The sequence below is a fragment of the Leifsonia sp. NPDC077715 genome (assembly GCF_040686855.1).
GTDB lineage: Bacteria > Actinomycetota > Actinomycetes > Actinomycetales > Microbacteriaceae > Leifsonia.
The window spans coordinates 522,757-546,607 of sequence record NZ_JBFBOG010000001.1 but is presented as its reverse complement, the minus strand read 5'-3'; the positions used below and the strand labels follow the sequence as shown (position 1 = coordinate 546,607).

Genomic DNA, 23,851 nt, shown 5'->3' with positions numbered 1-23,851 from the left:
GGCCGCCGCGGGGCACAATGGGAGGGTGACCGACGAGATCCCCGACGCCTCCGCGCCGCACGTGCTCGGCCCCGCCGCGGCCGCCGGCCCGGTGCAGCCGCCGCTTCCGCGCTGGGCGTCGGTGCTGAGCATCGGCTCGGTGTGGGTCGTCGCGCTCGTCCTCGGCATCCTGATCGGAGTGCTGGCGCGGCCCGCCGCGTACGCGTCGTGGCTGTCGCTGGCGCTCGCCGTGTGCGCCCTGCTGTCGTTCGTCGCGCAGCTGGCGACGCAGCAGAAGGACGGCTTCATCACCCGGCTCGCGGCCACGCTCGCCGGCAGCTTCGTGGTGTTGGGGCTGGTCGGCGGAATCCTCGCGATCCTCGCATAGACTGGTCGCATGCTGGTCGCTCTCGAACTCTTCTTCGTCGGCCTTCTCGGCCTGGCAACGCTCGCGATCCTCGGTGTCTCGGGGCTGGTGGTCTACAACCTCTTCCGCGGTCAGCGCTGAACGCGTAGGCGCGTCTCATGATCGAGATCCCCACCGACCTCCCGGCCGAGCTGGTCCCGCTCTCCTGGCTGATCGGGGTGTGGGAGGGCACCGGCGTTCTCGACTACGCCGTCGAGGATGACCACACGCAGCTGGAGTTCGGCCAGCGCATCAGCTTCAGCCACGACGGCCTGGGCTACCTCAACTACTCGTCCACGTCGTGGGTGCTCGACGAGGAGCACACCCCGCTCGCGGCCGAGACCGGCTACTGGCGGCTGCACCGCAAGCTCGTCGAGGGCGACGCCGGCCCGGCGATGCTCCCCGGCACGGGTTCGCGCCCGTTCAACACGGCGCAGTCGGTCGAGGCGCTGCGAACGTCCAACGGCGCCTTCGAGATCGACGTGTCGATCATCCACCCGGACGGCGTGAGCGAGCTCTACCTCGGCCAGGTCGCCGGTCCGCGCATCGACCTGGCGACCGACGCGGTCCTGCGCACGGCCGGCGCCAAGGAGTACACCGCAGCGACGCGCCTCTACGGGCTGGTGGAGAACCACCTGCTCTGGGCGTGGGACATCGCCGCCCTCGGCCAGGAGCTGCGCACGCACGCCAGCGCCCGGCTCGCCAAGGTCGACTGAGGCTCCGCCATGGCTGCGCGTTCGCCCTTCCTCGACCTGCCCGGCGCCGTCGACCTCTCCGAGAGCGGCGTGCCCTCGCACTACGGAACCCCGCTCCCCGAGCAGCGCGCGCTGGCCGAGGGCGACGCGATCGTCGACCTGTCCGACCGCGCCGTGCTCACCATCCAGGGTCCGGACCGGCTCAGCTGGCTCAACTCGCTGACCAGCCAGGCCGTGTCGGCACTGAAGCCGGGGGAGTCGTCCGAGACCCTGCTGCTGGATGTGACCGGTCGCGTCGAGCACGCCGTCCGTCTGGTCGACGACGGCGAGACGCTGTGGATGCTCGTCGACCGGCCCGAGGCCGACGGCCTGCTCGCGTGGCTGGACTCGATGCGGTTCATGCTGCGCGTGGAGCTGTCCGACCGTTCGGCCGACCTCGCGACCATCGGCACGCTGGGCGACCCGCCGCTGCCGATCGCGGCGCCGAACGGCGTCCCGCTGATCTGGCACGACCCGTGGCACGCGGTGACGCCGGGCGGTCACCAGTACGCCCGTGGAGAGCATCCCGGCGCCGACTGGTCGTGGAGCGAGCGCCTCGTCCCGCGCGACGCGCTGCCGTCGCTGGTCGCGCGCGTCCGCAGCGGCGAGCTGGCGGTCGCCGGCACGCTGGCGGCGGATGCGCTGCGCATCGCCGCCTGGCGGCCGCGGTTCTCCACCGAGGTCGACGAGCGCACCATCCCGCACGAGCTCGACTGGCTGCGCACCGCCGTGCACCTGAGCAAGGGCTGCTACCGCGGTCAGGAGACGGTGGCGAAGGTACACAACCTCGGCCACCCGCCGCGCCGGCTCGTCATGCTGCACCTCGACGGCTCGGAGGGCGTGCATCCTGAGCGCGGCGCCGCCGTATCGCTCGACGGCCACGAGGTCGGCGCGGTCACGTCGGTCGCGCTGCACTATGAGCTCGGGCCGATCGCGCTCGCGGTGGTCAAGCGCTCGACCGACGCCACGGCGACGCTGACGGTGGACGCCGACGGCACCGCGGTGGCCGCGTCGCAGGAGGTCGTGGTCCCGCCCGAGGCCGGCGCGGAGGCCCACGTCCCGCGCCTGCCGCGCCTCGGCGCGGTCACCCGCACCCCGCGCGCCTAGCCCGCGGCCGTCAGGCGGGCGCGACTGCCTCCCACGCGACCGTCAGCTCGCCCAGCCGCCAGCGGGACCGGCCGCCGATGACCGGCCAGCCGGCATCGCGCATCCCCTGCGCTGCCGCGATCCACCGCTGGCTCGGTCCGTAGGCGGCGAGGGGCGAGTGGATGCGCCACTCGCGGTCGAGGTCGGCCAGGAACCGGTGGACCCGCTCGCCAGGGACGTTGCGGTGGATCAGCGCCTTCGGCAGCCGCTCGGCGACGATCGACGGCGCCTCCAGGTCGCGCAGCCGGAGCGAGATCGAGAGCGACCGCGGACCGTCCGGATCGAGCGCCACCCAGCTCGAGATGCGGCCGATCTCGTCGCACGTGCCCTCGACGAGGATGCCGCCGGGCTGCAGCCTGGCGCGCATCCGCTCCCACGCCGCCGCGACCTCCACCTCGCGGTACTGCCGCAGCACGTTGAACGCCCGGATGACCGTCGCGCGCCGCCCGTCCGGCAGCGGGACCTCGAAGCCACCGAGGGCGAACCGGATGCGCGCGTCCGGGTCGAACCCGGTCCGTCCGCCGCGGACCGCCTCCAGCTGCTCGTCCGCCGTCCGCACGCGGCCCGGCTCGATCTCCAGCCCGATCACCTCCACGTCCGGGCGGACGCGGGCGAGGCGCTGGTGGAGCTCCAGCGCGGTGACGCCGCTCGCGCCGTAGCCGAGGTCGACCACCAGCGGGTCGGCGGTGCGGCGCAGCTCCGGCTGCGCGGCGATCCACCGGTCGACGCGGCGCAGCCGATTGGTGTTCGTCGTGCCACGCGTCACCGTGCCGACCGCGCCGGAAGCCATGCCTCCAGTCTGCCAGCGGCGGCGACGCTCCCGTGCGCGCGATAGATTGGGGGCATGGCCGCTCCCTACACTTTGATCCTCCTGCGCCACGGCAGCAGCGAATGGAACGAGAAGAACCTGTTCACCGGCTGGGTCGATGTTCGTCTCAGCGAGACCGGCGTCGCCGAGGCCAAGCGGGCGGGCGAACTGCTCCGCGACTCCGGCCTCGAGCCGGACGTGCTGCACACCTCGGTGCTGACCCGCGCCATCCAGACCGCGAACTACGCGCTCGACGTCGCCGACCGCCTGTGGATCCCGGTGCAGCGCTCCTGGCGGCTCAACGAGCGCCACTACGGCGCCCTGCAGGGCCTCGACAAGGCCGAGACGCTGGAGAAGTACGGCCCGGAGCAGTTCCAGCTCTGGCGCCGCTCGTTCGACGTGCCCCCGCCGCCGCTCGCCGACGACAGCGCGTTCTCGCAGGTGGGCGACCCGCGCTACGCCGGCCTCGGCGACGAGCTGCCGCGCACCGAGTGCCTGAAGGACGTCATCGCCCGGATGCTGCCCTACTGGGAGTCCGACCTCACGCGCGACCTCGGCGAGGGCAAGACGGTGCTCGTGACCGCGCACGGCAATTCGCTGCGCGCTCTCGTGAAGCACCTCGACGGCATCTCGGACGAGGACATCGCCGGGCTCAACATCCCGACCGGCATCCCGCTCGTCTACAAGCTCGACGAGGACTTCGCGCCCGTAGAGCCGTCGTACTACCTCGACCCGGAGGCCGCGGCCGCCGGTGCCGCCGCGGTCGCCGCGCAGGGCAAGAAGTAGCCACGACCAGCACGTTCGTCGTCGTCGCGTTCCTCCGGGGACGCGGCGACGACGCGCCTGTGCCATCGAGCAGCGGGAGCGAGTTCCTGGCGGCGGACTGGCCGCTTCACGTCACCATCGTGCCGCCGTTCGAGACGGAGCTGTCGGCCGAGCAGGTGGCCGCGCTCATCCCGCGCGTCCCGCCCATCCCCGTGACCGGCGGCGCCCACGAGCGCTTCGGCGCACGCCGCACCGTCCCGGTCACCGTGCTCCACGACTCGGCCCCGCTGACGGCGTTGCACCTCGGCCTGGTGGACGCGCTGGAGGCCGCCGGCATCACCCTGCGCGACCAGCATCACCTGCGCGACGGCTACCGCCCGCACGCCACCGACCAGCGCACCGGCCGCCTCCACCCCGGTGAGCACGCCCTCCTGACAGAGCTCTCCGTCGTCGCCCGAGCCCCCCACGGCCTCCGCCGCGTCGCAGCCCGCATCCCCCTCCGCCCCTAGCCCCACCGTCGAGTACGCAAAGAATGCACGCGACCCGCCGGGGAAGCGTGCACTCTTTGCGTACTCGATGGAGGGGGATCAGCCCGCGAGCTCGGGAGCCCAGTCGCCGGTCGCGAGGTACTGGACCTTCTTGGCGATCGAGACCGCGTGGTCGGCGAAGCGCTCGTGGTAGCGGGACGCGAGGGTCGCATCCACCGTGTCCACGGCCTGGCCCTTCCAGGTCTCGCCGAGCACCTTGTCGAACACGCTGATGTGCAGCTCGTCGATGTCGTCGTCGTCGTTGCGGATCTCGTCGGCGAGGCGGATGTCCTGCGTGCGCAGCAGCTCGGCCAGCTTCTCGGCGATCTGCACGTCGAGGCGGCCCATCTCGGCGAACGTCGAGCGCAGGCTCTTCGGCACGACCTTGTCCGGGAAGCGGTAGCGCGCGAGCTGCGCGATGTGCTCGGCCATGTCGCCCATCCGCTCCAGCGACGCGCTGATCCGCAGCGCGCTCACGACGATGCGGAGGTCGCGCGCGACCGGCTGCTGCCGGGCGAGGATCTGGATGGACAGCTCGTCGAGCAGCACGGTGAGCTCGTCGATGCGGTGGTCGTTCGCGATCACGTCCTCGGCGAGGCTCACGTCGGACTCGTTGAACGCCTGCGTCGCGTTCTTGATCGAGCGGACGACCAGCTCGGCGATCTCGACGAGGCGGTCCTGAACCTCTGCCAGCTCCTGCTGGAAGACTTCGCGCATGGGATGTGGTCCTTCCTGGCGTGCGCGGGCACGCGGGATGTCGGGGCCGTCTGGCTCCGTGTCGATGTTCGCGACGGCAGGTTAACAAACGGTGCCGTCCGGCTGAACACTGTCTAACGTACCCGCGAAAACACGCGGCAGGGATGATGGATGCGTCCATGCGGGCGTATAGGGATCACTACGCTTGGCAGCATGGACTCCACCTGGTTGGTGCTGCTGTCGCTGGGCCTGGGGCTCGCCGTCGGCGCCGGTTTCGTGTGGATCCTGCACATCGCCGAGCGGCGGGGGAGCCATGCAGCGCAGGTGGCCAGCCCTACCGTCCCGGACGGCGTGGATCAGGTGCTCGACGCGATGGAGTCGGCCGGTGTCGTGCTCGACCCCTCCAACAACGTGATCAAGGCCTCGCCCGGCGCGCACGCCATCGGCCTGGTCTGGAACGGCGCGCTCGTCCACCAGCACCTGATCGATCTGGTCGACCGGGTCCGCCGGACGGGCGAGTCGGTCACCGAGGAGTGCGAGTTGTCGCGCGGGCCGTTCGGCGACGCGAACATCCATCTCAGCGTCCGCGTCGCGCGCCTCGGCTCGCGTTACATCCTGCTGCTCGCGGAGGACCGCACCGAGTCGTTCCGGCTGGAGGCCGTCCGGCGGGACTTCGTCGCCAACATCAGCCACGAGCTCAAGACCCCGATCGGCGCGGTCGGGCTGCTCGCCGAGGCGCTGGACGATGCGTCCGACGACCCGGATCAGGTGCGGCGCTTCGCCCTGCGGCTGTCGGAGGAGGCCCAGCGCCTCGCCCGCATCACCCAGGACATCATCGAGCTGAGCCGGCTCCAGGCGACGGATGCGCTCGGCGACGCCGCGGAGCTGTCGGCACACAAGGTGGTGAAGGCCGCCATCGACCAGAACCGGGTGGCCGCCGAGACGCGCAACATCGAGCTGGCGATGCGCGGCGACAAGCAGGCGTTCGTGATCGGCAACGAGAAGCTGCTGGTCACCGCCGTCGACAACCTCATCTCGAACGCGATCCAGTACTCGCCCGATGACTCCCGCATCGGCATCGGCGTCCGCAATGCCGGCGGCGTGGTCGAGATCGCGGTGACCGACCAGGGCGAGGGCATCCCCGAGGAAGACCTCGACCGCGTCTTCGAGCGCTTCTTCCGGGTCGACCAGGCCCGTTCCCGCAACACCGGCGGCACGGGCCTCGGCCTCTCAATCGTCAAGCACGCCGTGCAGAACCACGGCGGCGAGGTCCGCGTCTGGTCGCAGCCGGGACGCGGCTCCACGTTCACGATCCGGCTTCCGGAAGCCTCCACGATCCGACCCCCGATAGGAGACACCCAGTGACATCCATCCTGCTCGTCGAGGATGAAGCGGCGCTCAGCGAACCGCTCGCGTACCTGCTCAAGCGCGAGGGCTACGAGGTGGAGGTCGCCGAGGACGGTCCGGCCGCACTGGCCGCCTTCGATCGCAGCGGCGCCGACCTCATCCTGCTCGACCTGATGCTGCCGGGCATCCCGGGCACCGAGGTGTGCCGCGAGATCCGGAACCGGTCGAGCGTCCCGATCATCATGCTCACCGCGAAGGACTCCGAGGTGGACATCGTGGTCGGGCTCGAGCTCGGTGCCGACGACTACGTGACCAAGCCGTACTCGTCCCGCGAACTGCTCGCCCGCATCCGCGCCGTGCTGCGGCGCCGGGTCGAGGAGGAGGAGCAGCAGGACGACAGCGTGCTCGAGGCCGGGACCGTGCGCATGGATGTGGACCGTCATACGGTCGCGGTCAACGGCACGGAGATCCCCATGCCGCTGAAGGAATTCGAGCTGCTGGAGCTGCTGCTGCGCAACGCCGGACGCGTGCTGACCCGCGGTCAGCTGATCGACCGGGTGTGGGGCAGCGACTACTTCGGCGACACGAAGACGCTCGACGTGCACATCAAGCGCATCCGGTCGCGCATCGAGGAGAGCCCGTCCGAGCCTCAAATGCTCGTGACGGTGCGCGGGCTCGGGTACCGCTTCAACGCCTGACCCGCTGACGCGGAGACGACGAAGCCGCCCGGTGCGATGCGCCGGGCGGCTTCTGTGTTCGTGGGGCGCCTTACTGCGCGGCCGGAAGGATCGTCGGCGGCACCAGGCTGGAGTACTCGGGCAGCTGGCCGTCGAGCACCGGCACCTTGAGGTTGACGCCGGTCTCGTCGCCGTACTGGAAGTAGACGGAGTAGAGCTGGCCCGGCTTGGCCGTGAACTCGGGGATGAGGACGTTGCTGGAGCTCGCCGTGTCGGGGCTCTGGCCGAGCTGCTTCACCTGGCCGGGCTGCACGGTCACGTGAGCGGCCGAGCCGCGGCCGCCGGCGGTGATCGCGACGCGGTGGCTCTTGTCGCCCGTGTTGACCAGGGTCACGACGAGGTTGCCGACCGTGCCGTCCTTCGCGTCGGCGATGATGATCGCGTTACGGACGTCGACCGTGCCGACGGAACCGCTGACGCCGTCGCTCGCGTCGTAGTGCTTCGTGGTGGCCTGCGGAGCGACCAGACCGCAGCCTGCGGTCCCGAACGCGACGGCCAGGGCGAGGGCGACCGACGTCGCGACTCGAGCTTTCACAGATGACCCTCCAGGTGCGTTTTCCGATGCAACTCTATCCCATGTAGAAGAGCGCTCCGGAGGCTGTGGAAGGCGTGAGGGCGAACCTTAGCATGTGCCTCATGTGGTATCCTATTCATTGCTGAAGGGACAACAAATCTATGCTTTTCGAGGTTGGCGAGACCGTCGTCTATCCGCACCACGGTGCCGCAACGATCACCGAAGTCAAGAAGAGAATCATCAAGGGTGAAGAGAAGCTGTACCTCAAGCTCAACGTGACTCAGGGCGACCTCACCATCGAGGTCCCCGCCGAGAACGTCGACCTGGTCGGTGTGCGCGACGTCATCGGCAAGGAAGGCCTCGACCGCGTGTTCGAGGTGCTGCGAGCCCCCTTCACCGAGGAGCCCACCAACTGGTCCCGTCGCTACAAGGCCAACCTTGAGAAGCTCGCCTCCGGCGACGTCATCAAGGTCTCCGAGGTCGTCCGCGACCTCTGGCGCCGCGATCAGGACCGCGGCCTCTCCGCCGGTGAGAAGCGCATGCTCGCCAAGGCCCGGCAGATCCTGATCTCCGAGCTGGCGCTGGCCGAGAAGACCGACGACGAGAAGGCCTCCAGCCTGCTCGACGAGGTGCTAGCCTCCTAGGGATCCTCTCCCCGCTTTCACGAAGCCCCGCTGCCCGACGCAGCGGGGCTTCGTCGTTCCCGGGGCGCCGCGTCCGATCGAGTGGTGAGTCGATGCTGCCATCCCCGGCGACTGGCGACATCTGGTCACCACTCGCCAGGGGACGGCACGGTCCCGGTACGGTGGTCGGGTGGAGAGCATCAGGGAGCCGCGGGTCGCGGTGGTCGTCGTCGCCGCGGGGTCCGGGACGCGCCTCGGCGCGGGACGCCCGAAGGCGTTCGTGACGCTGCAGGGCCGCACGCTGCTGGAGCACTCCCTCCATGCCGTGCGCGGCATGCGCTACGCCGCCGACGCGATCGTCGTCGCGCCGGCCGACCTCGCGGAGGACGCCGCCTGGCTCGCCGAGCAGGCGCTCGGGACCCCCGCGACGGTGGTCGCCGGCGGCGACACCCGGCAGCGGTCGGTCGCCGAAGGGCTCGCGGTCGTCGACCCGTCCGTCGACGTCGTCCTGGTGCACGACGCCGCGCGGGCGCTCGCGCCGGCGACCCTCTTCGACGCGGTCGTGGAGGCGGTGCTCGAACGCGGCTACGGCGTCATCCCGGGTCTGCCGGTGAGCGACACCGTCAAGCGCGTCGGCGACGACGGCGAGGTGCACGAGACCGTCGACCGCTCCGCGCTGTCCGCCGTGCAGACGCCGCAGGGCTTCCCCCGCGAGCAGCTGCTCACCGCGTACGCCCTCGCCGAGTCCGATGAGACCGACGACGCCGGGCTGGTCGCCGCGGCCGGCTTCCGGGTGGACGTGGTGCCCGGCGACGCGCACGCCTTCAAGGTGACGACGCCCTGGGACCTGCGCAGGGCCGAGGAGCTGCTGTCGGGCGTCGCTGTCCCGCGCATCGGGACGGGGAGCGATACCCACGCGTTCGATCCGGACGCCGAGCTCTGGCTCGCTGGGCTCCACTGGCCCGGGGAGCCGGGTCTCGCCGGTCACAGCGACGGGGACGCGGTCGCGCACGCGATCGTCGACGCGCTGCTGTCCGCCGCCGGCCTCGGCGACATCGGCGGCGTGTTCGGCACCGGTGACCCCCGTCTCGAGGGCGCCCACGGCGACGTCTTCCTCCAGGAGGCGCGGCGCCGCGTCGAGGAGGCCGGGTTCCGCATCGGGAACGTCGCGGTGCAGGTCATCGGCAACCGGCCCAAGCTGGCCCCCCGACGCGAGGAGGCGCAGGAGCGCCTGTCGACCATCCTCGGCGCCCCGGTGTCGCTCGGCGCGACGACCACCGACGGCCTCGGCTTCACCGGCCGCGGCGAGGGCGTGACCGCCCAGGCGACGGCGCTGCTCCTGTCCTGAACCGCTCCGGCGGGACTACGGTGTCCGGTGGGGCGCCGCCGGTCGCGGCGCGGGAAGGACCGGAGATGGCATCCACCGACACGGAGACGATCGCGCGGCGCTACATCCAGGCGGTCGGGGCGCATGACGAGGAGCCGCTGGCCGACCTGCTCGATGTCGCCCTCGTGGCTGAATTCGCGGGGACGACGAGCGACAAGGACGGCTGGCTCAAGGCCCTCCACCGGCTGCTGCCGGCTCTCGTGCGCAACGAGATCCGCGAGGTGTTCACCGACGGCGACCGCGCCTGCGTGGTCTACGACTTCGTCACCGACACGTCGGCGGGAGCCGTGCGCTGCGTCGAGCTGCTGACGGTCCGCGACGGGCGCATCGCGCACATCGAGCTCCTGCTCGACCGCCTCGCCTTCGCGCCCGTCAACGAGGAGCTGGCGCAACGCGCCGCCTCCTGAGGCCCGCTCCCTCTAGGCTTGGTGCGTGACTCTGCGACTCTTCGACACGAAGGCGGGCGCTCTCCGCGACTTCGTCCCGCTGCGCGACGGCGAGGTCGGCATGTACGTGTGCGGCCCGACCGTCCAGTCGTCGCCGCACATCGGCCACCTCCGCTCCGCGCTGGTGTACGACCAGCTGCGCCGCTGGATGACGTACCGCGGCCTCGACGTCACCCTGGTCCGCAACGTCACCGACATCGACGACAAGATCCTCGTCAACGCCGCCGCCGGACAGGCCGAGGGCGGCAGCGAGGAGTGGTGGGCGCTCGCATACCGCTTCGAGCTCGAGTTCACCGACGCCTACCGCGCCCTCGGCGTGCTTCCGCCGACCTACGAGCCGCGCGCGACCGCGAGCATCCCGCAGATGCAGGAGATCATCCAGCGCCTGATCGACACGGGGCACGCCTACGCGGCGACCGACGGCTCCGGCGACGTGTACTTCGACGTCACGAGCTGGCCGTCGTACGGCGAGCTCACCCGGCAGAGCATCGACAACATGGAGGCGGCCGCCGACGCCGACCCGCGCGCCAAGCGCGACCCGCGGGACTTCGCCCTGTGGAAGGGGCGCAAGGACGACGAGCCGGCGTCCGCCGCGTTCCCGTCGCCGTGGGGCGACGGACGGCCGGGCTGGCACATCGAGTGCTCCGCGATGTCGCGGCGCTACCTCGGTCCGCAGTTCGACATCCACGGCGGCGGGCTCGACCTGCGCTTCCCCCATCACGAGAATGAGATCGCGCAGTCGACCGCCGCCGGGGATGCGTTCGCCAACTACTGGGTGCACAACGGGCTCGTGCACGTCAACGGCCAGAAGATGAGCAAGTCGCTCGGCAACTCGATCTACGCCGCCGACCTGCTCGGCGCCGCACGGCCGCTGGTCGTCCGCTACTACCTCGGCTCCGCGCATTACCGGTCCACGATCGACTACCACGACGGCTCGCTGAGCGAGGCGGAGGCGGCGCTCGACCGGATCGCCGGGTTCTTCGAGCGCGTGGAGCGGCGGCTCGCCGGAACCCGCTTCGCCGGCCACGGCGTGGAGATCGTCCCCGACGCGTTCGCGGAGGCCATGGACGACGACCTCGCCGTGCCGCAGGCCCTCGCCGTGCTGCACGACACGGTGCGTTCAGGAAACGCGGCGCTGGATGCGGAAGACTTGGAGGCGGCCGCCGCCGCCCGCGGGCACGTGCTCGCCATGACGGAAGTGCTCGGCATCAACCCGTTGTCGCCGCAGTGGCGCACGTGCGGGTCGTCGGCGGCCGAGTCGGCGCTCGGCGAGCTGATCGGCCGCCTGCTGGCCGAACGGCAGGACGCGCGCGCTGCACGCGACTTCGCGGCGGCAGACCGTATCCGCGACGAGCTGAGCGCGGCAGGAATCACCATCGAAGACACCCCGACGGGGTCGCATTGGAGCATCGGATCATGAAGAACTCGGGTGGCAAGCCCCGCGCCGGGGCCGTTCGCAAGAGCAAGAAGGGCGCCCAGGTCGGCACCGGAGGCCACGGCCGCAAGGCGCTCGAGGGTCGCGGTCCGACCCCGAAGGCGGAGGACCGTGAGTACCACGCCGCCCACAAGGCCAAGGTGCTGCGCGAGCGCGCGGCCGAGAAGGCCGCACGCGGGGGACGGGATGCGGCGCCCCGCGGAGCGTCCGGCGCCTCGCGCCGCGCGAAGACCGGCGACGAGTCGGAGATCGTGACCGGCCGCAACTCGGTGCTGGAGGCGCTGCGGGCCGACATCCCCGCGTCGACCCTCTACGTCGCCGCACGCGTGGAGTTCGACGACCGGATGAAGGAGATCCTGTCGATCGCGACCGGCCGCGCCATCCCGATCCTCGAGGTCATGCGGCCGGAGCTCGACCGGCTCGCCGGTCGCGACGCCGTGCACCAGGGCGTAGCGCTCAAGGTTCCGCCGTACGAGTACCGGCACCCGGGGGAGCTGCTGGATTACACCATCCGCAAGGGTGAGACCCCGCTGTTCGTCGCGCTCGACGGCATCACCGACCCGCGCAACCTCGGCGCCATCATCCGCTCGACCGCCGCGTTCGGCGGCCAGGGCGTCATCGTGCCGCAGCGCCGCTCGGTCGGGATGACCGCCGCCGCCTGGAAGACGTCGGCCGGCGCCGCTGCCCGCACGCCCGTCGCGATGGCGGCGAATCTCACCCAGACGCTCAAGGACTTCAAGAAGGCCGGCGTGTTCGTGCTCGGCCTCGACGGCGGCGGCGACACGTCCCTCCCGGGGCTGTCGTTCGCAGACCGCCCGGTCGTCATCGTCGTCGGCAGCGAGGGCAAGGGCCTGTCGCGCCTGGTGACCGAGACCTGCGACGCAATCGTGTCCATCCCGATCAGCGCCTCCACCGAGTCGCTGAACGCGGGCATCGCGGCGAGCGTGACGCTCTACGAGATCGCGAAGCTGCGCGCGGAGGCGAAGGCCGCGAAGCGCGCCTGACCCGTCAGCTCGAGAGCTCGCCCGTCGAGTAGGCGTGGCCCATGATGCTGAGGAACAGCACCAGCCAGATCACGAAGAAGATCGCGGCGAAGCCCACTCCGATGTAGCCGATGACCAGTCCGGCGATCGCGAAACCGCGGCCGCCCTCGCCGGTGCGCTTGATCTGCGCGAGGGCGATATGACCGCAGATGACCGCCGCGAGACTCATCACGAACGCCGCCACGAACGAGACGATGGCGAGAGTGTTGGTCCGCGGCGCCGGCGGGTACGGATAGGCGTACGGGTACGGCTGGCCGGCGGGCTGTCCGTACGGCTGAGGTGCGGCCTGGCCGTAGGGCTGGGTCGCGGACGGATCGCTGTTCGACATCTCGCTCCTGGATCGGGTGACAGTCAGAGCGTAGCGGGCTGCCCGTCGCGCCGCCGCCACCCGAGCTGGGGGCTCAGACCTTCGACCGCCAGTCGTCCTCGTCCTCGTCATCGTCCGCTCCGCTCAGCACGGGGATGCTGATCGTCTCGGTCGGCGGTGCGATCACCGTCGCCTCGTCGCGGCGGTGGCGCAGGATGTCGTTGATGTACGAGGTCAGCGCTTCGGCGAGGGGCACATCGCGCCCCTCCTCCTGCGACATGAACCAGCGGTGCTCCAGCAGCTGGTGGAACACCTCCGCCGGCTCGAGCTTGCCCTTGAGGTCGGCCGGGATCGAGCGGATGACCGGCTCGAACACGCGCATCAGCCATTCGTGCGCCATCGCCTCCTCGTCCAGCCCCTCCTTGCCGAGAGTCGCGGCGTAGGAGTCGAGGTCGTTGAGCAGGCGGCGCGCCTGGTTCTCGCCCGTGTCGAGGCCGGTGAGGCGCAGCAGACGGCGCTGGTGGTGTCCGGCGTCCACGACTTTCGGCTGGATGCGCACCTTCGTGCCCTCCTCCGAGGTCTTGATCGCCAGCTCCTCGATGTCGAAGCCGAGCTCGTTGAGGCGTTCGACGCGCTCGCTGATGCGCCAGCGCTCGGACGACGAGAACGACTCGCTGCCGGTGAGCTCCTTCCAGAGCGAACGGTAGGCGGCGACGATGCCGTCGGAGACGCGGATGGGGTCCAGCTCCTCGTCGGCGCGGCCGCCGGCCTCCAGGTCCATCAGCTCGCCGGCGATGTTGACGCGGGCGATCTCGAGGTCGTTCTCGCGCTGGCCGTTCGAGAGGCCGCCCTCGTAGAGCTGGCCGGTCTCGGCGTCGACCAGGTAGGCGGCGAACGCTCCGGCGTCGCGGCGGAAGAGCGTGTTGGACAGCGACACGTCGCCCCAGAAGAAGCCGACGATGTGGAGGCGCACCAGCAGCACCGCGAGCGCGTCCACCAGGCGGGTGGCCGTGTCCGGTCGGAGGGTCTGGGAGAACAGTGCGCGGTAGGGGAGCGAGAACTTCAGATGCCGGGTGACCAGCGCCGCGTTGAGCGGGGTGCCGTCGTCGTCGGTGCGGTTCTTGATCACCGCCACCGGGTCGACGCAGGGCACGTCGAGCCGCTGCAGCGTGCGCAGCATGTCGTACTCGCGCTGCGCCATCTCGGCCGTCGTCTCCTTGATGGCGATGACATAGCCGGACATGTTCGCGAAGCGCACGAGGTGGCGGCTGATGCCCTTGGGGAGCAGCGCGATGTGCTGGTTCGACCAGTCCTCGAGCGGGACGCTCCACGGCAGGTCGAGCAGCGCCGGGTCGACGGTCGCTGCGGTGATGTTGACGGATCCGGCCACGGTGGTTCCTCCGGTCGGTTCAAGCACTCTGCCGCAGCCCGAACCGGACTGCGGCAGAGTGAGGATTCGCTCCTGGAACTTTAGTCGACGACCGCGCCGCCCAGGCGCTCGCCCGTCTCCGAGTTGAAGACGTGGACGTGGCCCGGCTTCGGCGTGATGTAGACGGTGTCGCCCGCGTTCGGGTGAACGCGGCCGTCCACGCGGCCGACGATGTCGGTGCGCTTGCCCTCGACCTCGGAGTGGCCGTACAGGTAGCCGTCCGCGCCGAGCTCCTCGACGAGGTCGACGGTCACCTTCAGGCCGCTGCCCTCGGTGCTGGAGACGACAACGTCCTCCGGGCGGACACCGATGGTGACCGTCTGGCCGGCACCGGCGAGGGTGTCGCGCTCGACCGGCACGACGGCCGAGCCGAACTTGATGCCGCCGTCGGTGACGTCGGCCGTGAACAGGTTCATGGCCGGGCTGCCGATGAAGCCGGCGACGAACACGTTGTTCGGCTGCGCGTACAGGTCGCGCGGGGTGCCGACCTGCTGCAGCACGCCGTCCTTGAGGACCGCGATGCGGTCGCCCATGGTCAGCGCCTCCGTCTGGTCGTGCGTGACGTAGACGGTGGTGACGCCGAGGCGGCGGGTCAGCGAGGCGATCTGGGTACGGGTCTGGACGCGGAGCTTGGCGTCGAGGTTCGACAGCGGCTCGTCCATGAGGAACACCTGGGGGGAGCGGACGATCGCGCGGCCCATGGCGACGCGCTGACGCTGGCCACCGGAGAGCGCCTTCGGCTTGCGGCCGAGGTACGGCTCGAGGTCGAGCAGCTTGGCGGCCTCGAGGACGCGCTGTGCGCGCTCCTCCTTGCCGACGCCCGCGATCTTCAGGGCGAAGCCCATGTTCTCGGCGACGGTCATGTGCGGGTAGAGCGCGTAGTTCTGGAACACCATCGCGATGTCGCGGTCCTTCGGCGGCACGTCGGTGACGTTGCGCTCACCGATGAAGATGTTGCCGTCGTTGACCTCTTCGAGGCCCGCGAGCATGCGGAGCGAGGTGGACTTTCCACAACCCGAGGGGCCGACGAGGACGAGGAACTCGCCGTCTGCGATCTCGAGGTCGAGGGCGTCCACAGCAGGGCGGTTGGAACCCGGGTAGAGCCGGGTCGCCTTGTCATAGGTGACTGTCGCCATTTTCTTTCTGTCTCCTTCACCGGCAGGTACGTGCCGGACGATCCGTTGTGAATGGATGAACGCGTGGCGTCGACGTCCGATGGCGTCGGTGCCACGTGGCCATAATATGACATCGGAGGGGGTGCTCCGGACCGCGGGCGTCCAGGGACCGTCTGGTCGATTCCCAGACAGCCGGAATACGCTGTCCCGGTTGTGTGCGCCGGAGTGCGCCACCCGCCGCGTCCCCCCGCGCGGCCGTCCGACCCCCGAGAGCAGCATCCGGAAGATATGAGTCCTGAGACGAACCCCGACGACAGCCGTTCCGGCGACGTCCGCGCCGCGGCGCGCGAGAAGGCGCGGCAGCTCCGCACCTCCCACCAGCGCAAGGAGCGCCGCCGGCGCCTTCTGATCGGCGGAGGCATCACCGTGGGCGTCATCGCGGTGCTCGCCATCGTCGCCGTCGTGCTCGTGTCGGCCATCCGGCCGGCCGTGCCGGGTCCGAAGAACATGGCCAGCGACGGCGTCGTCGTGGGCTCGGGCCTCAAGGTCAAGACCACGACCGCCCTCGCCCCCGACGCGCAGCCCGTCGCGAACACGCCGGACCCGAAGGCGAGCACGGTCGACATCCGCATCTACGCCGACTACCTGTGCAAGCTGTGCGGTGACTTCCAGCGCACCAACCTCGACCAGCTCGAGCCGCTGGTGAAGGACGGCGCGGTCACGGTCGAGATGCACCCGGTCGCGATCTACACCAGCCACTCGGCGGGCACGAAGTACTCGCTGCGCGCCGCCAACGCCGCGGCGTGCGTGGCCAACTACTCCCCGAACGCGTTCTGGAAGTTCAACGCCTCCCTGTTCGAGAAGCAGCCCGCGGAGGGCGGCCCCGGCCTCACCGACGAGACGCTGAAGCAGCGTGCCGCCGCGTCCGGCGCGGGCAAGACGAGCGAGATCGACTCGTGCATCGACGACGGCCGGTTCAAGAGCTGGGTGACCACGGCGAGCGATCGCGCGCTCAGCGGCCCCATCCCGAACTCGGACGTCTCCAAGATGACGAACGCGCTGCTCGTGCTCGTCAACGGCAAGCCGTACACCGGCTCGCTGACGAACGCGGACGACTTCAAGGCGTTCGTGCTGCAGGCCCAGGGCGACCAGTACACGTCGACCGCGACGCCCACGCCGACGCCGACCACAACGCCCACCAAGTAGGGCGACCTGGGACCCCGTAGGATTGGGGTCGGCGGGCGACCGCCGTGCCGGCTTAGCTCAGTTGGTAGAGCACTCGCCTTGTAAGCGAGCGGTCGCGGGTTCGAGTCCCGCAGCCGGCTCCGTCGGGAGCAGCAGGCGGTCCAGCGCCTCGCGCGGGGAGATGCCGGCGCGGACCGCCTCCTCCCAGACCCGCTCGTAGGCGGCGGTGCTCACCTCGAGCGTCCGGTCGGGCCGAGGACGATCGCGCCGCGGCGATTCGGCATCGGTGGCGAGTCGCAGCAGGCGCTCGCCGAGCAGGTAGGCGAGATTGTCGGCCGGTGCGATCCCGTAGCCGCCGTCGCAGAGCGAGACGATGAGCTCGCCGGTCATCGTGGCGCGCCGGACCTCCGAGGTCGGCATGCCGGTCAGCCGGGCGAAATCGTCGAGGGACAGCAGGTCCGGCAGCTTGGCGATGTACTCGGCGGCGACGGCGTGCCGGAGCCGGATCCAGGCGGCATCATGGCGATCGTGTACGCGCGCGTGCGCGGTGGCGGTCTGCGGTGTCTTGCGGTGTGGCATCTCATTCCCCGGATTCGACGGTCTCAGTTGTGGAGACGAGGGATGCCGTCCGCCGTGACGCGACGTGGAGCGCACTGTCAGGCGCGGGACTCCCACTGCTGCAGCAGGCGGACGAAATCGCCGGGGTCGACGGAGATGCTGCCGGCGTACGGATGGTCCATGTCGGCGGTCACGAACATCACGAGGCCGATGAAGACGGCGAGGAGAGCGGCCATCACCAGGTGGAGCCGCACGTTCGCGACGTCGATGCAGGCGATGAAGACGGCGTTGATGATCGCACCCACCCAGATGACCGCCCAGAAGAGCGGGGGCAGCTGCAAGGTGGTGGCGTCGATCCGGGCTCGCCGCGCCTCCACGAAGCTGTCGAACGTCGCGAGGAGCTGCGTCAGCTGGGCCTGCTCGCGACCGTCGGTGGGGGAGAAGGACGAGATGCGCTTCTCCAGCTGGTCGACGTCGGGGGTGCTCGCGGTCGGGAGTTCGCCGCGTCGCTGTTGCGGCCAGTCGCCGTCGATGACGGTGCGCGCGTACCCCTGGAGGTCGTGCTGCAGCTCGGTGCTCAACGGCTCGGGGAGGGAGGCCACGTTCCGGTAGAGCGCGCTCAGCTGCGACGACTCCTCGAGAGCGGCCGCGTGCGTGTCCGAGTAGTCGGTGTACACGGACACCGCGACCAGCCCGAGCAGGATGCCGAAGAAGACGCCGAAGGTGCCGACGACGTAGCCGAGCACGCGGTCCCATTCCGCGGCCTTCCTCGCCTGCCGCCGGACGAAGGGACGCAGCAGCAGGACGATCCCGCACGAACCGGCGACGAACAGCACCACGAAGACGGGCAGCGCGATGACGTCGGGCGTCTCGTAGAACCAGTTCACGCCTCGCTCCTCCCCGGGCTAGGCCGGCTCGTCCGCGTCGTTCCGGCGGCGCAGCTCCTGCTCCAGCTGGCGGATGCGCTGGTCGCGCTCGGCCTGTTCGATCTCGCGTTCCAACGCGGCCAGCTGCGCCTCCGTGCTGAGCGGGTCCGTCTCCCGGCGCGCGCTGTACTCGACGGGAGACGGGGCGGTGGCCGGCCGGCCGACGGTCGGCATCCGGAGCGTGCGCCGCTGCGTCGACGGCTCATACTCGCGCCCGACGGCGAACCACAGGATGCTGCCGACGAGCGGCAGAAGGATCACGATGAACACCCAGGCGACCTTGGGCAGATGCTTCACCTGGTCCTGGCGGCGCAGGATGATGTCGACGAGCGCGAACACGAACAGCGCGAACACGATCAGCGGCAGCAGCACCATACCGGTGAGTCTAGGGGGCGCTCAGCTGAAGGACAGGATCTGTTCTCCCCAGCCGGCGCGGAGTGCGGCGTCGAGGTCGGGGACGAGCCGGTCCTCCCGGTCGATCAGGAGGGTGGCGCGGGCCGAGGCGTCGTACGGGCGCCAGTCGGGCCCGGGGTCGGCGCCGTGGGCGAAGGCGGCCCAGCGCGTGCGGAGCCGCGCCGAGAGGTCGTCCGCCGCTCGCCGTCCGCCCAGCAGGAACGACGGGTCGTGCGGCAGACCGCCGAACTCGCCCCAGACGTACGGCAGGTCGGTGGCGTGCGCGGCGCCGATCCCGGACAGCCGGAGCAGCCGCGGCGCGAAGTCGAAGCGGTACAGGTAGGTGGGCGCGACCGTGCTGTGACCGGCGGCGAGCCAGAGGGCGGGCATCCGGAAGGCGATGTCGGTCGCCACCCGCACGCCGCGCGACAGCGAGCTGCCCGGGTAGGCGGCCCGCACGCGGCCGGGTGGAGGGAGGCGCACGCCGTCCGGGCCGCCGCGCGCCTGCTCCTCCTGCATGGCGGCGAACATCCGCTCGAGCGCCGGCCGGCGGATCGGCAAGAGCGGCGACCGCATGAGCCGGAACAGCGTCGCCTCGTCGCGGTTCGTGCCGACGATGAGCGGTACCGCAAGGCCGCGGCCCTCGCTGAGGACCCGCAGCGGCGACTCCGGGAGCAGGTCGTCGCCGACCCCGGGGGCGAAGGCCAGAGTGCCGGGGTGCTCCCGCGGGATCTCCGTGTACACCGCGTCTGCCGCGTCCACGATCGCCTCGACGGGAGCCTCGCGCAGCGCCGCCCCGTCGGCGACGTCGATGCCGAGGCGTTCGACGAACCGGCGGGTGACGACCGCCGACCGCTCCGGACCGTACATCGATCCCGCGGGCGGGCTCTGCGCGATCGCGCGGTGGAACAGCCCGGTGGCTGCGGGAGAGGCGAGCAGCGCGATCACGAGACCGGCGCCCGCGCTCTGGCCGAAGACGGTCACAGCGCCGGGGTCGCCGCCGAACGCGGCGATGTTCTCCCGCACCCAGCGCAGGGCGAGCAGCACGTCCCGCAGCGCGGGATTGCTCTCGGCGTCGGAGACCCCGGCGGCCGTGAGATCCAGGAAGCCGAGGGCGCCGAGGCGGTAGTTGAGGGTCACGATCACCACGTCGCCGTCCGCAGCGAGGGTGTCGCCGTGGTAGACCAGCTGGCTGGAGGAGCCCATCGCGTAGGCGCCGCCATGCAGCCAGACCATCACCGGGCGCAGGCGCCCGTCGGCCCGCTCCGCTGACGGTCGGACGACGTTGAGGAACAGGCAGTCCTCGTCCATCCGCGCCCCACCGGGCTCGCCCGGCGCGAGCGGGACGGACGGGTTGGGTCGCTGCGGCGCGGCCGGCCCGAACCGATCGGCGTCGGCGACGCCCGTCCACGGCCGAGCCGGCACGGGCGCCCGCCAGCGTCGCGGGCCGGTCGGCGGTTCGGCGTACCGGATGCCGCGCCAGGTCGCGACGCGTCCGTCGTCACGGCCGCGGACAGCGCCCGCGGCCGTGACGACGACCGGTCGATCGTTCACGCCGGAGCTGCCTCATCCCACTCCATGAACGGACGCAGTTCGAGCTGCCCGTTGCGGGCCATCGGGTGGCGGGACGCGATCTCCACCGCCTCCTCCAGGTTCTCGACTTCCAGGATGTCGAACCCGCAGATCCACTCTTTGGTCTCGGCGAAAGGCCCGTCGGTGACGTACCGCTTGCCCCCGCGGACGCGCACGACGCGCGACTCGGTGGGTGCCTGCAGCACCTCGCCGATGATGCGCTTGCCTGCGCTGTCGAGCTCGTCCACCCACACGTTCACATCGGACTCGTCCGACTCCGTGTCCCGGTCGCTGTCGGTGATCACGAACATCATGTACTTCATCGTCTCTTCCTCTCGATCGTGAGCGATTCACCGGGACGTCGAACAGGAGGTCCGCATCTCGACATTCTGGCCCGCGAAGCCGTCCGTCGCGAGACTCAGCGGATCGTCAGGAGAGCACGGAGGGGCTTAGGGTAGCCTTACCTACGTGACGATCCTCGCCCCGACCCGTACCGAGCGTCCGCGGCCCGCGTACCGGCCGTACCGCGCGGTGGTCGCCGAGGTGCGCCGCCTGAGCCCGCACTTCACGCGGGTGAGCTTCCACTGCGGCGACTTCGAGCACTTCGGCACCGAGTGCCTGGACCAGCGCATCAAACTGCTCTTCCCGCTCGCCGACGGCAGCTTCCCGGACCTCGGGATCGACGACGAGGAATCCCACCTGGCGGGCGATTGGTACGAGCGGTGGCGCCGGCTGCCGGAGCACCGGCGCAGCCCGTTCCGCACCTACACGGTGCGCGCTATCGGCACCGACGCCTGCCGTCTGGACATCGACTTCGTCACCCACGGCGACGGCGGTCCGGCCGCGCGCTGGCTGCTCGGCGCGCGTCCCGGCTCGGAGCTCGTCGTCATCGGGCCGGATGCGCGCAGCCCGCACCGCGGCGTCGGCATCGACTGGCGCCCGGGGGATGCGCGCGAGCTGCTGCTCGTCGGCGACGAGACCGCGGCGCCCGCCATCGCGTCCATCCTCGAGGCGCTGCCCGAGGGATGTCGTGCCCGTGCGTTCATCGAGGTGCCGTCGGCTGAGGATGCGCTCGCGCTCGACGTGCCCGCCCACGTCGAGGTGACCTGGCTCGCCCGCGGTGGCCACGCCGTCACGGGGACCGCACTGATCCCGGCCGTGCAGGGCTGGCTCACCGCGAACCCCGGGATCGTCTCCCGCGCCGCCGCCCGCAGCGCGCAGACGCTCGATGAGGTGGATGTGGACCTCGACATCCTGTGGGAGAGCCCCGAGGACGCGCACCCCGGCTTCTACGCCTGGATCGCGGGGGAGTCCGCGGCCGTGAAGACGCTGCGGCGGCTGCTCGTGCGCGAGCACGGCATCGACCGCTCGCGCGTCGCCTTCATGGGCTACTGGCGGCTGGGGCGCTCGGAGAACTGAGGACTACTGGTCCTCGCGCTCGACTCCGCGGAACGTGTCCGGGTAGTCGTCGAGCCACGACCAGTGGCTGACCGGCCAGCTGATCACGAACGCCTTGCCGACCACATCCGACAGCGGCACGAAGCCCTTGCCCGGGTCGTCCATGTGGTAGCGGGAGTCGGCCGAGTTGTAGCGGTTGTCGCCCATCACCCAGACCATGTCCTTCGGCACGGTGACGTCGAACGACTTCTCGGAGACGGCCTGGACGCCGGCCGGGAGCAGCACGTAGGGCTCCTTCAGCGGCACGCCGTTGACGCTCATCTGACCGAGCGCGTTGCAGCAGGTGACGTGGTCGCCCGGCAGGCCGATCAGCCGCTTCACCAGGTGCTGGTCGGAGTCGGAGGCGCCCAGGCCGACGAAGTCGAGCACGGCGCCGACGCCCTGCTGGAAGGCGTTGCCGGTGGGCGGCGGGGCCGGGGGCAGCCAGCCGCCCGGGTCCTTGAACACGATCACATCGCCGTGCTGCAGCGGGAACACCTTCGGCTGCAGCTCGTTGACGATGATCCGGTCGTTGATCTGCAGCGTGTTCTCCATCGACCCGGAGGGGATGTAGAAGGAGCGCGCGACGAACGTCTTGATCAGGAACGAGACCAGGACGGCGACGACGAAGATGACCACCACATCCCGCAGGAGGGTCTTCCAGCTGGACGCGCGCCTGGCGGTGCGGCGCGGGCGCGTGGTGGCGGTACTGTCGGTCACAATCTCTCACCGTAACGTGCCGAGGCTGTGAGCCGCATCACACCTCGTTCGGGTGGCTTGCTCCCGCTAGGGGGAGGTGAGAACATCTCACTACGGGCCGCGGCGCCGCGCCGCCGGCCCGCTTCCATCATGCGGAGTCCGTTCGAGGTGCCCAGGGGGACGACGCGGTCGGGGAGGCCGCGCCTCCTTCACGCATGCGCCGTCGTGGCGCTGGTGGCCGGGGGTCTGCTGGCGGTGCCGACCGGGGCGTCGGCGGAGGAGTGCGCGACGGATTGCGCGCCGGGGGCGACGAGCACGGTCACGCCGACGCCGGACCCGACGCCGACTCCGGATGGGACGCCGACTCCGGATCCGACTCCGACTCCGGATCCGACGCCGACTCCGGATCCGGCGCCGACTCCGGATCCGACGCCGACTCCGACGCCAACGCCCACGCCGACTCCGACTCCCACGCCGATTCCGACTCCGACCCCGACGCCCTCGCCGACCACGCCCGCGCCGGCTCCGCCGCCCGCTCCGCCCGCCGACACCACGCCGCCGCCGACCGACGACATCACCCTCAGCGCGCCGGACCTCCCCGAGTTCCAGCAGCCCGATCCCGCCGCCCTCCAGCAGGCCGTCGAGCTGGCCAGCGACCTGGCCGCGGCGCAGCAGCAGCTGGCCGACGCGACGCAGGAGTCGGACAGCGCCCAGCGCGAACGCGACCAGGCGCAGGCGGTCGCCGACGCCGTCCAGCAGCGCGCCGACGCGGCGAAGAAGCGGGCCACCGAGGCTGCCGCGTACGCGACGGCGCTGATCCGGGCGTCCGGGACGCACCTGCTGACCCAGGACCCGGTCAGCGCGGCGCTGGAGGGGCCGGGCGACCTCCTCACGAAGCTGGGCGCGGCCGACCGGCTGAAGGCGCTCAGCGCGAACCGTGATGAGGCCATCGCAGCGGCCACCAAGGAGAAGAAGACCGCCGACGCGCTGGCCCGCCAGGCGCAGGGCGCCGCCGACGCCGTGACCGCCGTCGACCTCGAGGGCAGCCAGCAGGCCGTGGCCGACGCGCAGGCACGGGTGGATGCCGCCTCCGCCGCCCTCGCCGCCGCGCCGACCGTGATCGAGGCCGGCTCGAGCTTCCAGGTGCTGACGTCCGACCCGACGCTCGTCGCCGCCGGCTGGGCGCTGCCGGTGCACGGGTCCATCACGGACGTCTTCGGTCCGCGACCGTCGCGTCCGCTCGGCACCGCGCTCTTCCACCCGGGCGACGACCTCGGAGCCCCGTGCGGCACGACGATCTACGCCGCGGCCGCCGGAACCGTCGAGAAGGCGGGTCCGTACAGCGGGTACGGGAACTACATCCTCATCGACCACGGCGGCGGCGTCGAGACCGCCTACGGGCACATCCGCGACGGCGGGATCGGCGTGACCGTCGGTCAGCAGGTCGCCGCCGGCCAGCCGATCGCGCAGGTCGGCTCGACCGGGCTGTCGACCGGCTGCCACCTGCACTTCGAGGTGCACGTCGGCGGCCTGCAGATCGACCCGCAGCCGTTCATGGCCGCGCGTGGGATCGTGCTCGGCACCCGCTGAGCATTCGGTGGCAACCACTGCTCCCAACCGCCCCGGCGGGCGTACGG

General features: G+C 71.1%; 26 protein-coding genes and 1 tRNA gene. 16 read left to right on the top strand and 11 right to left on the bottom strand.

Annotated elements, in window-relative coordinates; translation table 11 throughout:
* The first annotated feature begins 25 nt into the window (after nt 1-25).
* The 3 genes from AB0P25_RS02665 to AB0P25_RS02655 all read left to right on the top strand — a co-directional run bounded on the left by AB0P25_RS02665 (nt 26) and on the right by AB0P25_RS02655 (nt 2,226).
* Nucleotides 26-367, top strand: a complete 342-nt coding sequence (locus AB0P25_RS02665) for a hypothetical protein (RefSeq protein WP_363805241.1) — start codon at nt 26-28, stop codon at nt 365-367.
* A gap of 137 nt (nt 368-504) precedes the next feature.
* Nucleotides 505-1,101, top strand: a complete 597-nt coding sequence (locus AB0P25_RS02660; RefSeq protein WP_363805240.1) for an FABP family protein — start codon at nt 505-507, stop codon at nt 1,099-1,101.
* 9 nt (nt 1,102-1,110) lie between these two features.
* Nucleotides 1,111-2,226, top strand: coding sequence for a glycine cleavage T C-terminal barrel domain-containing protein (locus tag AB0P25_RS02655; protein ID WP_363805239.1), 1,116 nt, complete (start codon nt 1,111-1,113; stop codon nt 2,224-2,226).
* A 10-nt stretch (nt 2,227-2,236) separates the two neighbouring features.
* Here AB0P25_RS02655 and AB0P25_RS02650 read toward each other — a convergent pair whose 3' ends face one another.
* Nucleotides 2,237-3,055 carry a class I SAM-dependent methyltransferase gene (locus AB0P25_RS02650; protein ID WP_363805238.1) on the bottom strand — a complete coding sequence of 273 codons (819 nt, stop codon included), beginning with the start codon at nt 3,053-3,055 and terminating at the stop codon, nt 2,237-2,239.
* Between the two features lie 54 nt (nt 3,056-3,109).
* Here AB0P25_RS02650 and AB0P25_RS02645 point away from each other — a divergent pair, with 54 nt between their 5' ends.
* Complete coding sequence (locus AB0P25_RS02645; RefSeq protein WP_363805237.1) at nt 3,110-3,859, top strand: phosphoglyceromutase; 750 nt, start codon at nt 3,110-3,112, stop codon at nt 3,857-3,859.
* A gap of 59 nt (nt 3,860-3,918) precedes the next feature.
* Nucleotides 3,919-4,347, top strand: a complete 429-nt coding sequence (locus tag AB0P25_RS02640; protein WP_363805236.1) for a 2'-5' RNA ligase family protein — start codon at nt 3,919-3,921, stop codon at nt 4,345-4,347.
* Nucleotides 4,348-4,425: 78 nt separating this feature from the next.
* On the opposite strand, the gene phoU is transcribed toward AB0P25_RS02640, so the two are convergent.
* Entirely contained in the window at nt 4,426-5,082 is a 657-nt protein-coding gene (gene phoU, locus AB0P25_RS02635; RefSeq protein WP_363805235.1) for a phosphate signaling complex protein PhoU, read from the bottom strand.
* 192 nt (nt 5,083-5,274) lie between these two features.
* Between phoU and AB0P25_RS02630 the strand changes: the two genes are divergently transcribed.
* Entirely contained in the window at nt 5,275-6,426 is a 1,152-nt protein-coding gene (locus AB0P25_RS02630; protein ID WP_363805234.1) for an ATP-binding protein, read from the top strand.
* Nucleotides 6,423-7,106: a response regulator transcription factor gene (locus tag AB0P25_RS02625; RefSeq protein ID WP_363805233.1), complete on the top strand. Its 684-nt coding sequence runs from the start codon at nt 6,423-6,425 to the stop codon at nt 7,104-7,106. Before AB0P25_RS02630 ends, AB0P25_RS02625 begins: the two co-directional genes overlap by 4 nt.
* A 70-nt stretch (nt 7,107-7,176) precedes the next feature.
* Here the strand turns inward: AB0P25_RS02625 and AB0P25_RS02620 are convergent, their stop codons facing one another.
* Entirely contained in the window at nt 7,177-7,680 is a 504-nt protein-coding gene (locus tag AB0P25_RS02620; RefSeq protein ID WP_363805232.1) for a hypothetical protein, read from the bottom strand.
* A gap of 140 nt (nt 7,681-7,820) precedes the next feature.
* On the opposite strand from AB0P25_RS02620, the gene AB0P25_RS02615 reads away from it, so the two are divergent.
* From AB0P25_RS02615 to rlmB, 5 genes are all read left to right on the top strand, one after another.
* Entirely contained in the window at nt 7,821-8,303 is a 483-nt protein-coding gene (locus tag AB0P25_RS02615) for a CarD family transcriptional regulator (RefSeq protein ID WP_021763858.1), read from the top strand.
* A gap of 169 nt (nt 8,304-8,472) precedes the next feature.
* Nucleotides 8,473-9,630, top strand: coding sequence for a 2-C-methyl-D-erythritol 4-phosphate cytidylyltransferase (gene ispD, locus AB0P25_RS02610; protein WP_363805230.1), 1,158 nt, complete (start codon nt 8,473-8,475; stop codon nt 9,628-9,630).
* A 65-nt stretch (nt 9,631-9,695) separates the two neighbouring features.
* Nucleotides 9,696-10,076 (top strand): nuclear transport factor 2 family protein, encoded by a 381-nt coding sequence (locus AB0P25_RS02605; RefSeq protein WP_363805229.1) that lies wholly within the window; start codon nt 9,696-9,698, stop codon nt 10,074-10,076.
* A 25-nt stretch (nt 10,077-10,101) separates the two neighbouring features.
* A complete protein-coding gene (cysS, locus tag AB0P25_RS02600; RefSeq protein ID WP_363805227.1) occupies nt 10,102-11,535 on the top strand; it encodes a cysteine--tRNA ligase in 1,434 nt (477 codons plus the stop codon).
* Nucleotides 11,532-12,554 (top strand): 23S rRNA (guanosine(2251)-2'-O)-methyltransferase RlmB, encoded by a 1,023-nt coding sequence (gene rlmB / locus AB0P25_RS02595; RefSeq protein ID WP_363805226.1) that lies wholly within the window; start codon nt 11,532-11,534, stop codon nt 12,552-12,554. The genes cysS and rlmB overlap by 4 nt, the downstream gene beginning before the upstream one ends.
* 4 nt (nt 12,555-12,558) lie before the next feature.
* Here the strand turns inward: rlmB and AB0P25_RS02590 are convergent, their stop codons facing one another.
* The 3 genes from AB0P25_RS02590 to ugpC form a co-directional block, all read right to left on the bottom strand.
* Nucleotides 12,559-12,921 (bottom strand): DUF4190 domain-containing protein, encoded by a 363-nt coding sequence (locus AB0P25_RS02590; RefSeq protein WP_363805225.1) that lies wholly within the window; start codon nt 12,919-12,921, stop codon nt 12,559-12,561.
* A 73-nt stretch (nt 12,922-12,994) separates the two neighbouring features.
* Nucleotides 12,995-14,290, bottom strand: a complete 1,296-nt coding sequence (locus AB0P25_RS02585; RefSeq protein WP_363805224.1) for a DUF4032 domain-containing protein — start codon at nt 14,288-14,290, stop codon at nt 12,995-12,997.
* Nucleotides 14,291-14,370: 80 nt separating this feature from the next.
* A complete protein-coding gene (ugpC, locus tag AB0P25_RS02580) occupies nt 14,371-15,465 on the bottom strand; it encodes a sn-glycerol-3-phosphate ABC transporter ATP-binding protein UgpC (protein WP_363805223.1) in 1,095 nt (364 codons plus the stop codon).
* A 267-nt stretch (nt 15,466-15,732) separates the two neighbouring features.
* On the opposite strand from ugpC, the gene AB0P25_RS02575 reads away from it, so the two are divergent.
* Both AB0P25_RS02575 and AB0P25_RS02570 read left to right on the top strand, forming a co-directional pair.
* On the top strand, nt 15,733-16,650 hold the full coding sequence (locus tag AB0P25_RS02575) for a thioredoxin domain-containing protein (RefSeq protein ID WP_363805222.1): 918 nt from the start codon (nt 15,733-15,735) through the stop codon (nt 16,648-16,650).
* 46 nt (nt 16,651-16,696) lie between these two features.
* A tRNA-Thr gene (locus AB0P25_RS02570) sits at nt 16,697-16,769 on the top strand.
* Between the two features lie 516 nt (nt 16,770-17,285).
* On the opposite strand, the gene AB0P25_RS02565 is transcribed toward AB0P25_RS02570, so the two are convergent.
* The 4 genes from AB0P25_RS02565 to AB0P25_RS02550 are packed head-to-tail and all read right to left on the bottom strand — an operon-like array spanning nt 17,286 to nt 20,401.
* The gene (locus AB0P25_RS02565) at nt 17,286-18,074 is read right to left on the bottom strand and encodes a DUF4239 domain-containing protein (protein ID WP_363805221.1); all 789 of its coding nucleotides are present in this window, start codon (nt 18,072-18,074) and stop codon (nt 17,286-17,288) included.
* Between the two features lie 18 nt (nt 18,075-18,092).
* Nucleotides 18,093-18,488 (bottom strand): PLDc N-terminal domain-containing protein, encoded by a 396-nt coding sequence (locus AB0P25_RS02560; protein ID WP_363805220.1) that lies wholly within the window; start codon nt 18,486-18,488, stop codon nt 18,093-18,095.
* A 21-nt stretch (nt 18,489-18,509) separates the two neighbouring features.
* The gene (locus AB0P25_RS02555) at nt 18,510-20,060 is read right to left on the bottom strand and encodes a carboxylesterase/lipase family protein (RefSeq protein ID WP_363805219.1); all 1,551 of its coding nucleotides are present in this window, start codon (nt 20,058-20,060) and stop codon (nt 18,510-18,512) included.
* The gene (locus AB0P25_RS02550) at nt 20,057-20,401 is read right to left on the bottom strand and encodes a YciI family protein (RefSeq protein ID WP_363805218.1); all 345 of its coding nucleotides are present in this window, start codon (nt 20,399-20,401) and stop codon (nt 20,057-20,059) included. The genes AB0P25_RS02555 and AB0P25_RS02550 overlap by 4 nt, the downstream gene beginning before the upstream one ends.
* Nucleotides 20,402-20,546: 145 nt before the next feature.
* Here AB0P25_RS02550 and AB0P25_RS02545 point away from each other — a divergent pair, with 145 nt between their 5' ends.
* Nucleotides 20,547-21,497: a siderophore-interacting protein gene (locus tag AB0P25_RS02545; RefSeq protein WP_363805216.1), complete on the top strand. Its 951-nt coding sequence runs from the start codon at nt 20,547-20,549 to the stop codon at nt 21,495-21,497.
* 3 nt (nt 21,498-21,500) lie between these two features.
* On the opposite strand, the gene lepB is transcribed toward AB0P25_RS02545, so the two are convergent.
* Nucleotides 21,501-22,235, bottom strand: a complete 735-nt coding sequence (gene lepB / locus AB0P25_RS02540; protein WP_363805215.1) for a signal peptidase I — start codon at nt 22,233-22,235, stop codon at nt 21,501-21,503.
* 204 nt (nt 22,236-22,439) lie between these two features.
* Here lepB and AB0P25_RS02535 point away from each other — a divergent pair, with 204 nt between their 5' ends.
* A complete protein-coding gene (locus tag AB0P25_RS02535) occupies nt 22,440-23,804 on the top strand; it encodes a M23 family metallopeptidase (RefSeq protein WP_363805214.1) in 1,365 nt (454 codons plus the stop codon).
* Nucleotides 23,805-23,851 lie beyond the last annotated feature (47 nt).

Coding starts and splice junctions, on each gene's coding strand:
- phoU (WP_363805235.1), bottom strand. CDS start 5,082: ATGCGCGAAGTCTTCCAGCAGGAGCTGGCAGAGGTTCAGGACCGCCTC.
- AB0P25_RS02590 (WP_363805225.1), bottom strand. CDS start 12,921: ATGTCGAACAGCGATCCGTCCGCGACCCAGCCCTACGGCCAGGCCGCA.
- AB0P25_RS02630 (WP_363805234.1), top strand. CDS start 5,275: ATGGACTCCACCTGGTTGGTGCTGCTGTCGCTGGGCCTGGGGCTCGCC.
- rlmB (WP_363805226.1), top strand. CDS start 11,532: ATGAAGAACTCGGGTGGCAAGCCCCGCGCCGGGGCCGTTCGCAAGAGC.
- AB0P25_RS02575 (WP_363805222.1), top strand. CDS start 15,733: ATGAGTCCTGAGACGAACCCCGACGACAGCCGTTCCGGCGACGTCCGC.
- AB0P25_RS02660 (WP_363805240.1), top strand. CDS start 505: ATGATCGAGATCCCCACCGACCTCCCGGCCGAGCTGGTCCCGCTCTCC.
- AB0P25_RS02615 (WP_021763858.1), top strand. CDS start 7,821: ATGCTTTTCGAGGTTGGCGAGACCGTCGTCTATCCGCACCACGGTGCC.
- AB0P25_RS02655 (WP_363805239.1), top strand. CDS start 1,111: ATGGCTGCGCGTTCGCCCTTCCTCGACCTGCCCGGCGCCGTCGACCTC.
- AB0P25_RS02605 (WP_363805229.1), top strand. CDS start 9,696: ATGGCATCCACCGACACGGAGACGATCGCGCGGCGCTACATCCAGGCG.
- AB0P25_RS02550 (WP_363805218.1), bottom strand. CDS start 20,401: ATGAAGTACATGATGTTCGTGATCACCGACAGCGACCGGGACACGGAG.
- ugpC (WP_363805223.1), bottom strand. CDS start 15,465: ATGGCGACAGTCACCTATGACAAGGCGACCCGGCTCTACCCGGGTTCC.
- AB0P25_RS02560 (WP_363805220.1), bottom strand. CDS start 18,488: ATGGTGCTGCTGCCGCTGATCGTGTTCGCGCTGTTCGTGTTCGCGCTC.
- AB0P25_RS02645 (WP_363805237.1), top strand. CDS start 3,110: ATGGCCGCTCCCTACACTTTGATCCTCCTGCGCCACGGCAGCAGCGAA.
- AB0P25_RS02650 (WP_363805238.1), bottom strand. CDS start 3,055: ATGGCTTCCGGCGCGGTCGGCACGGTGACGCGTGGCACGACGAACACC.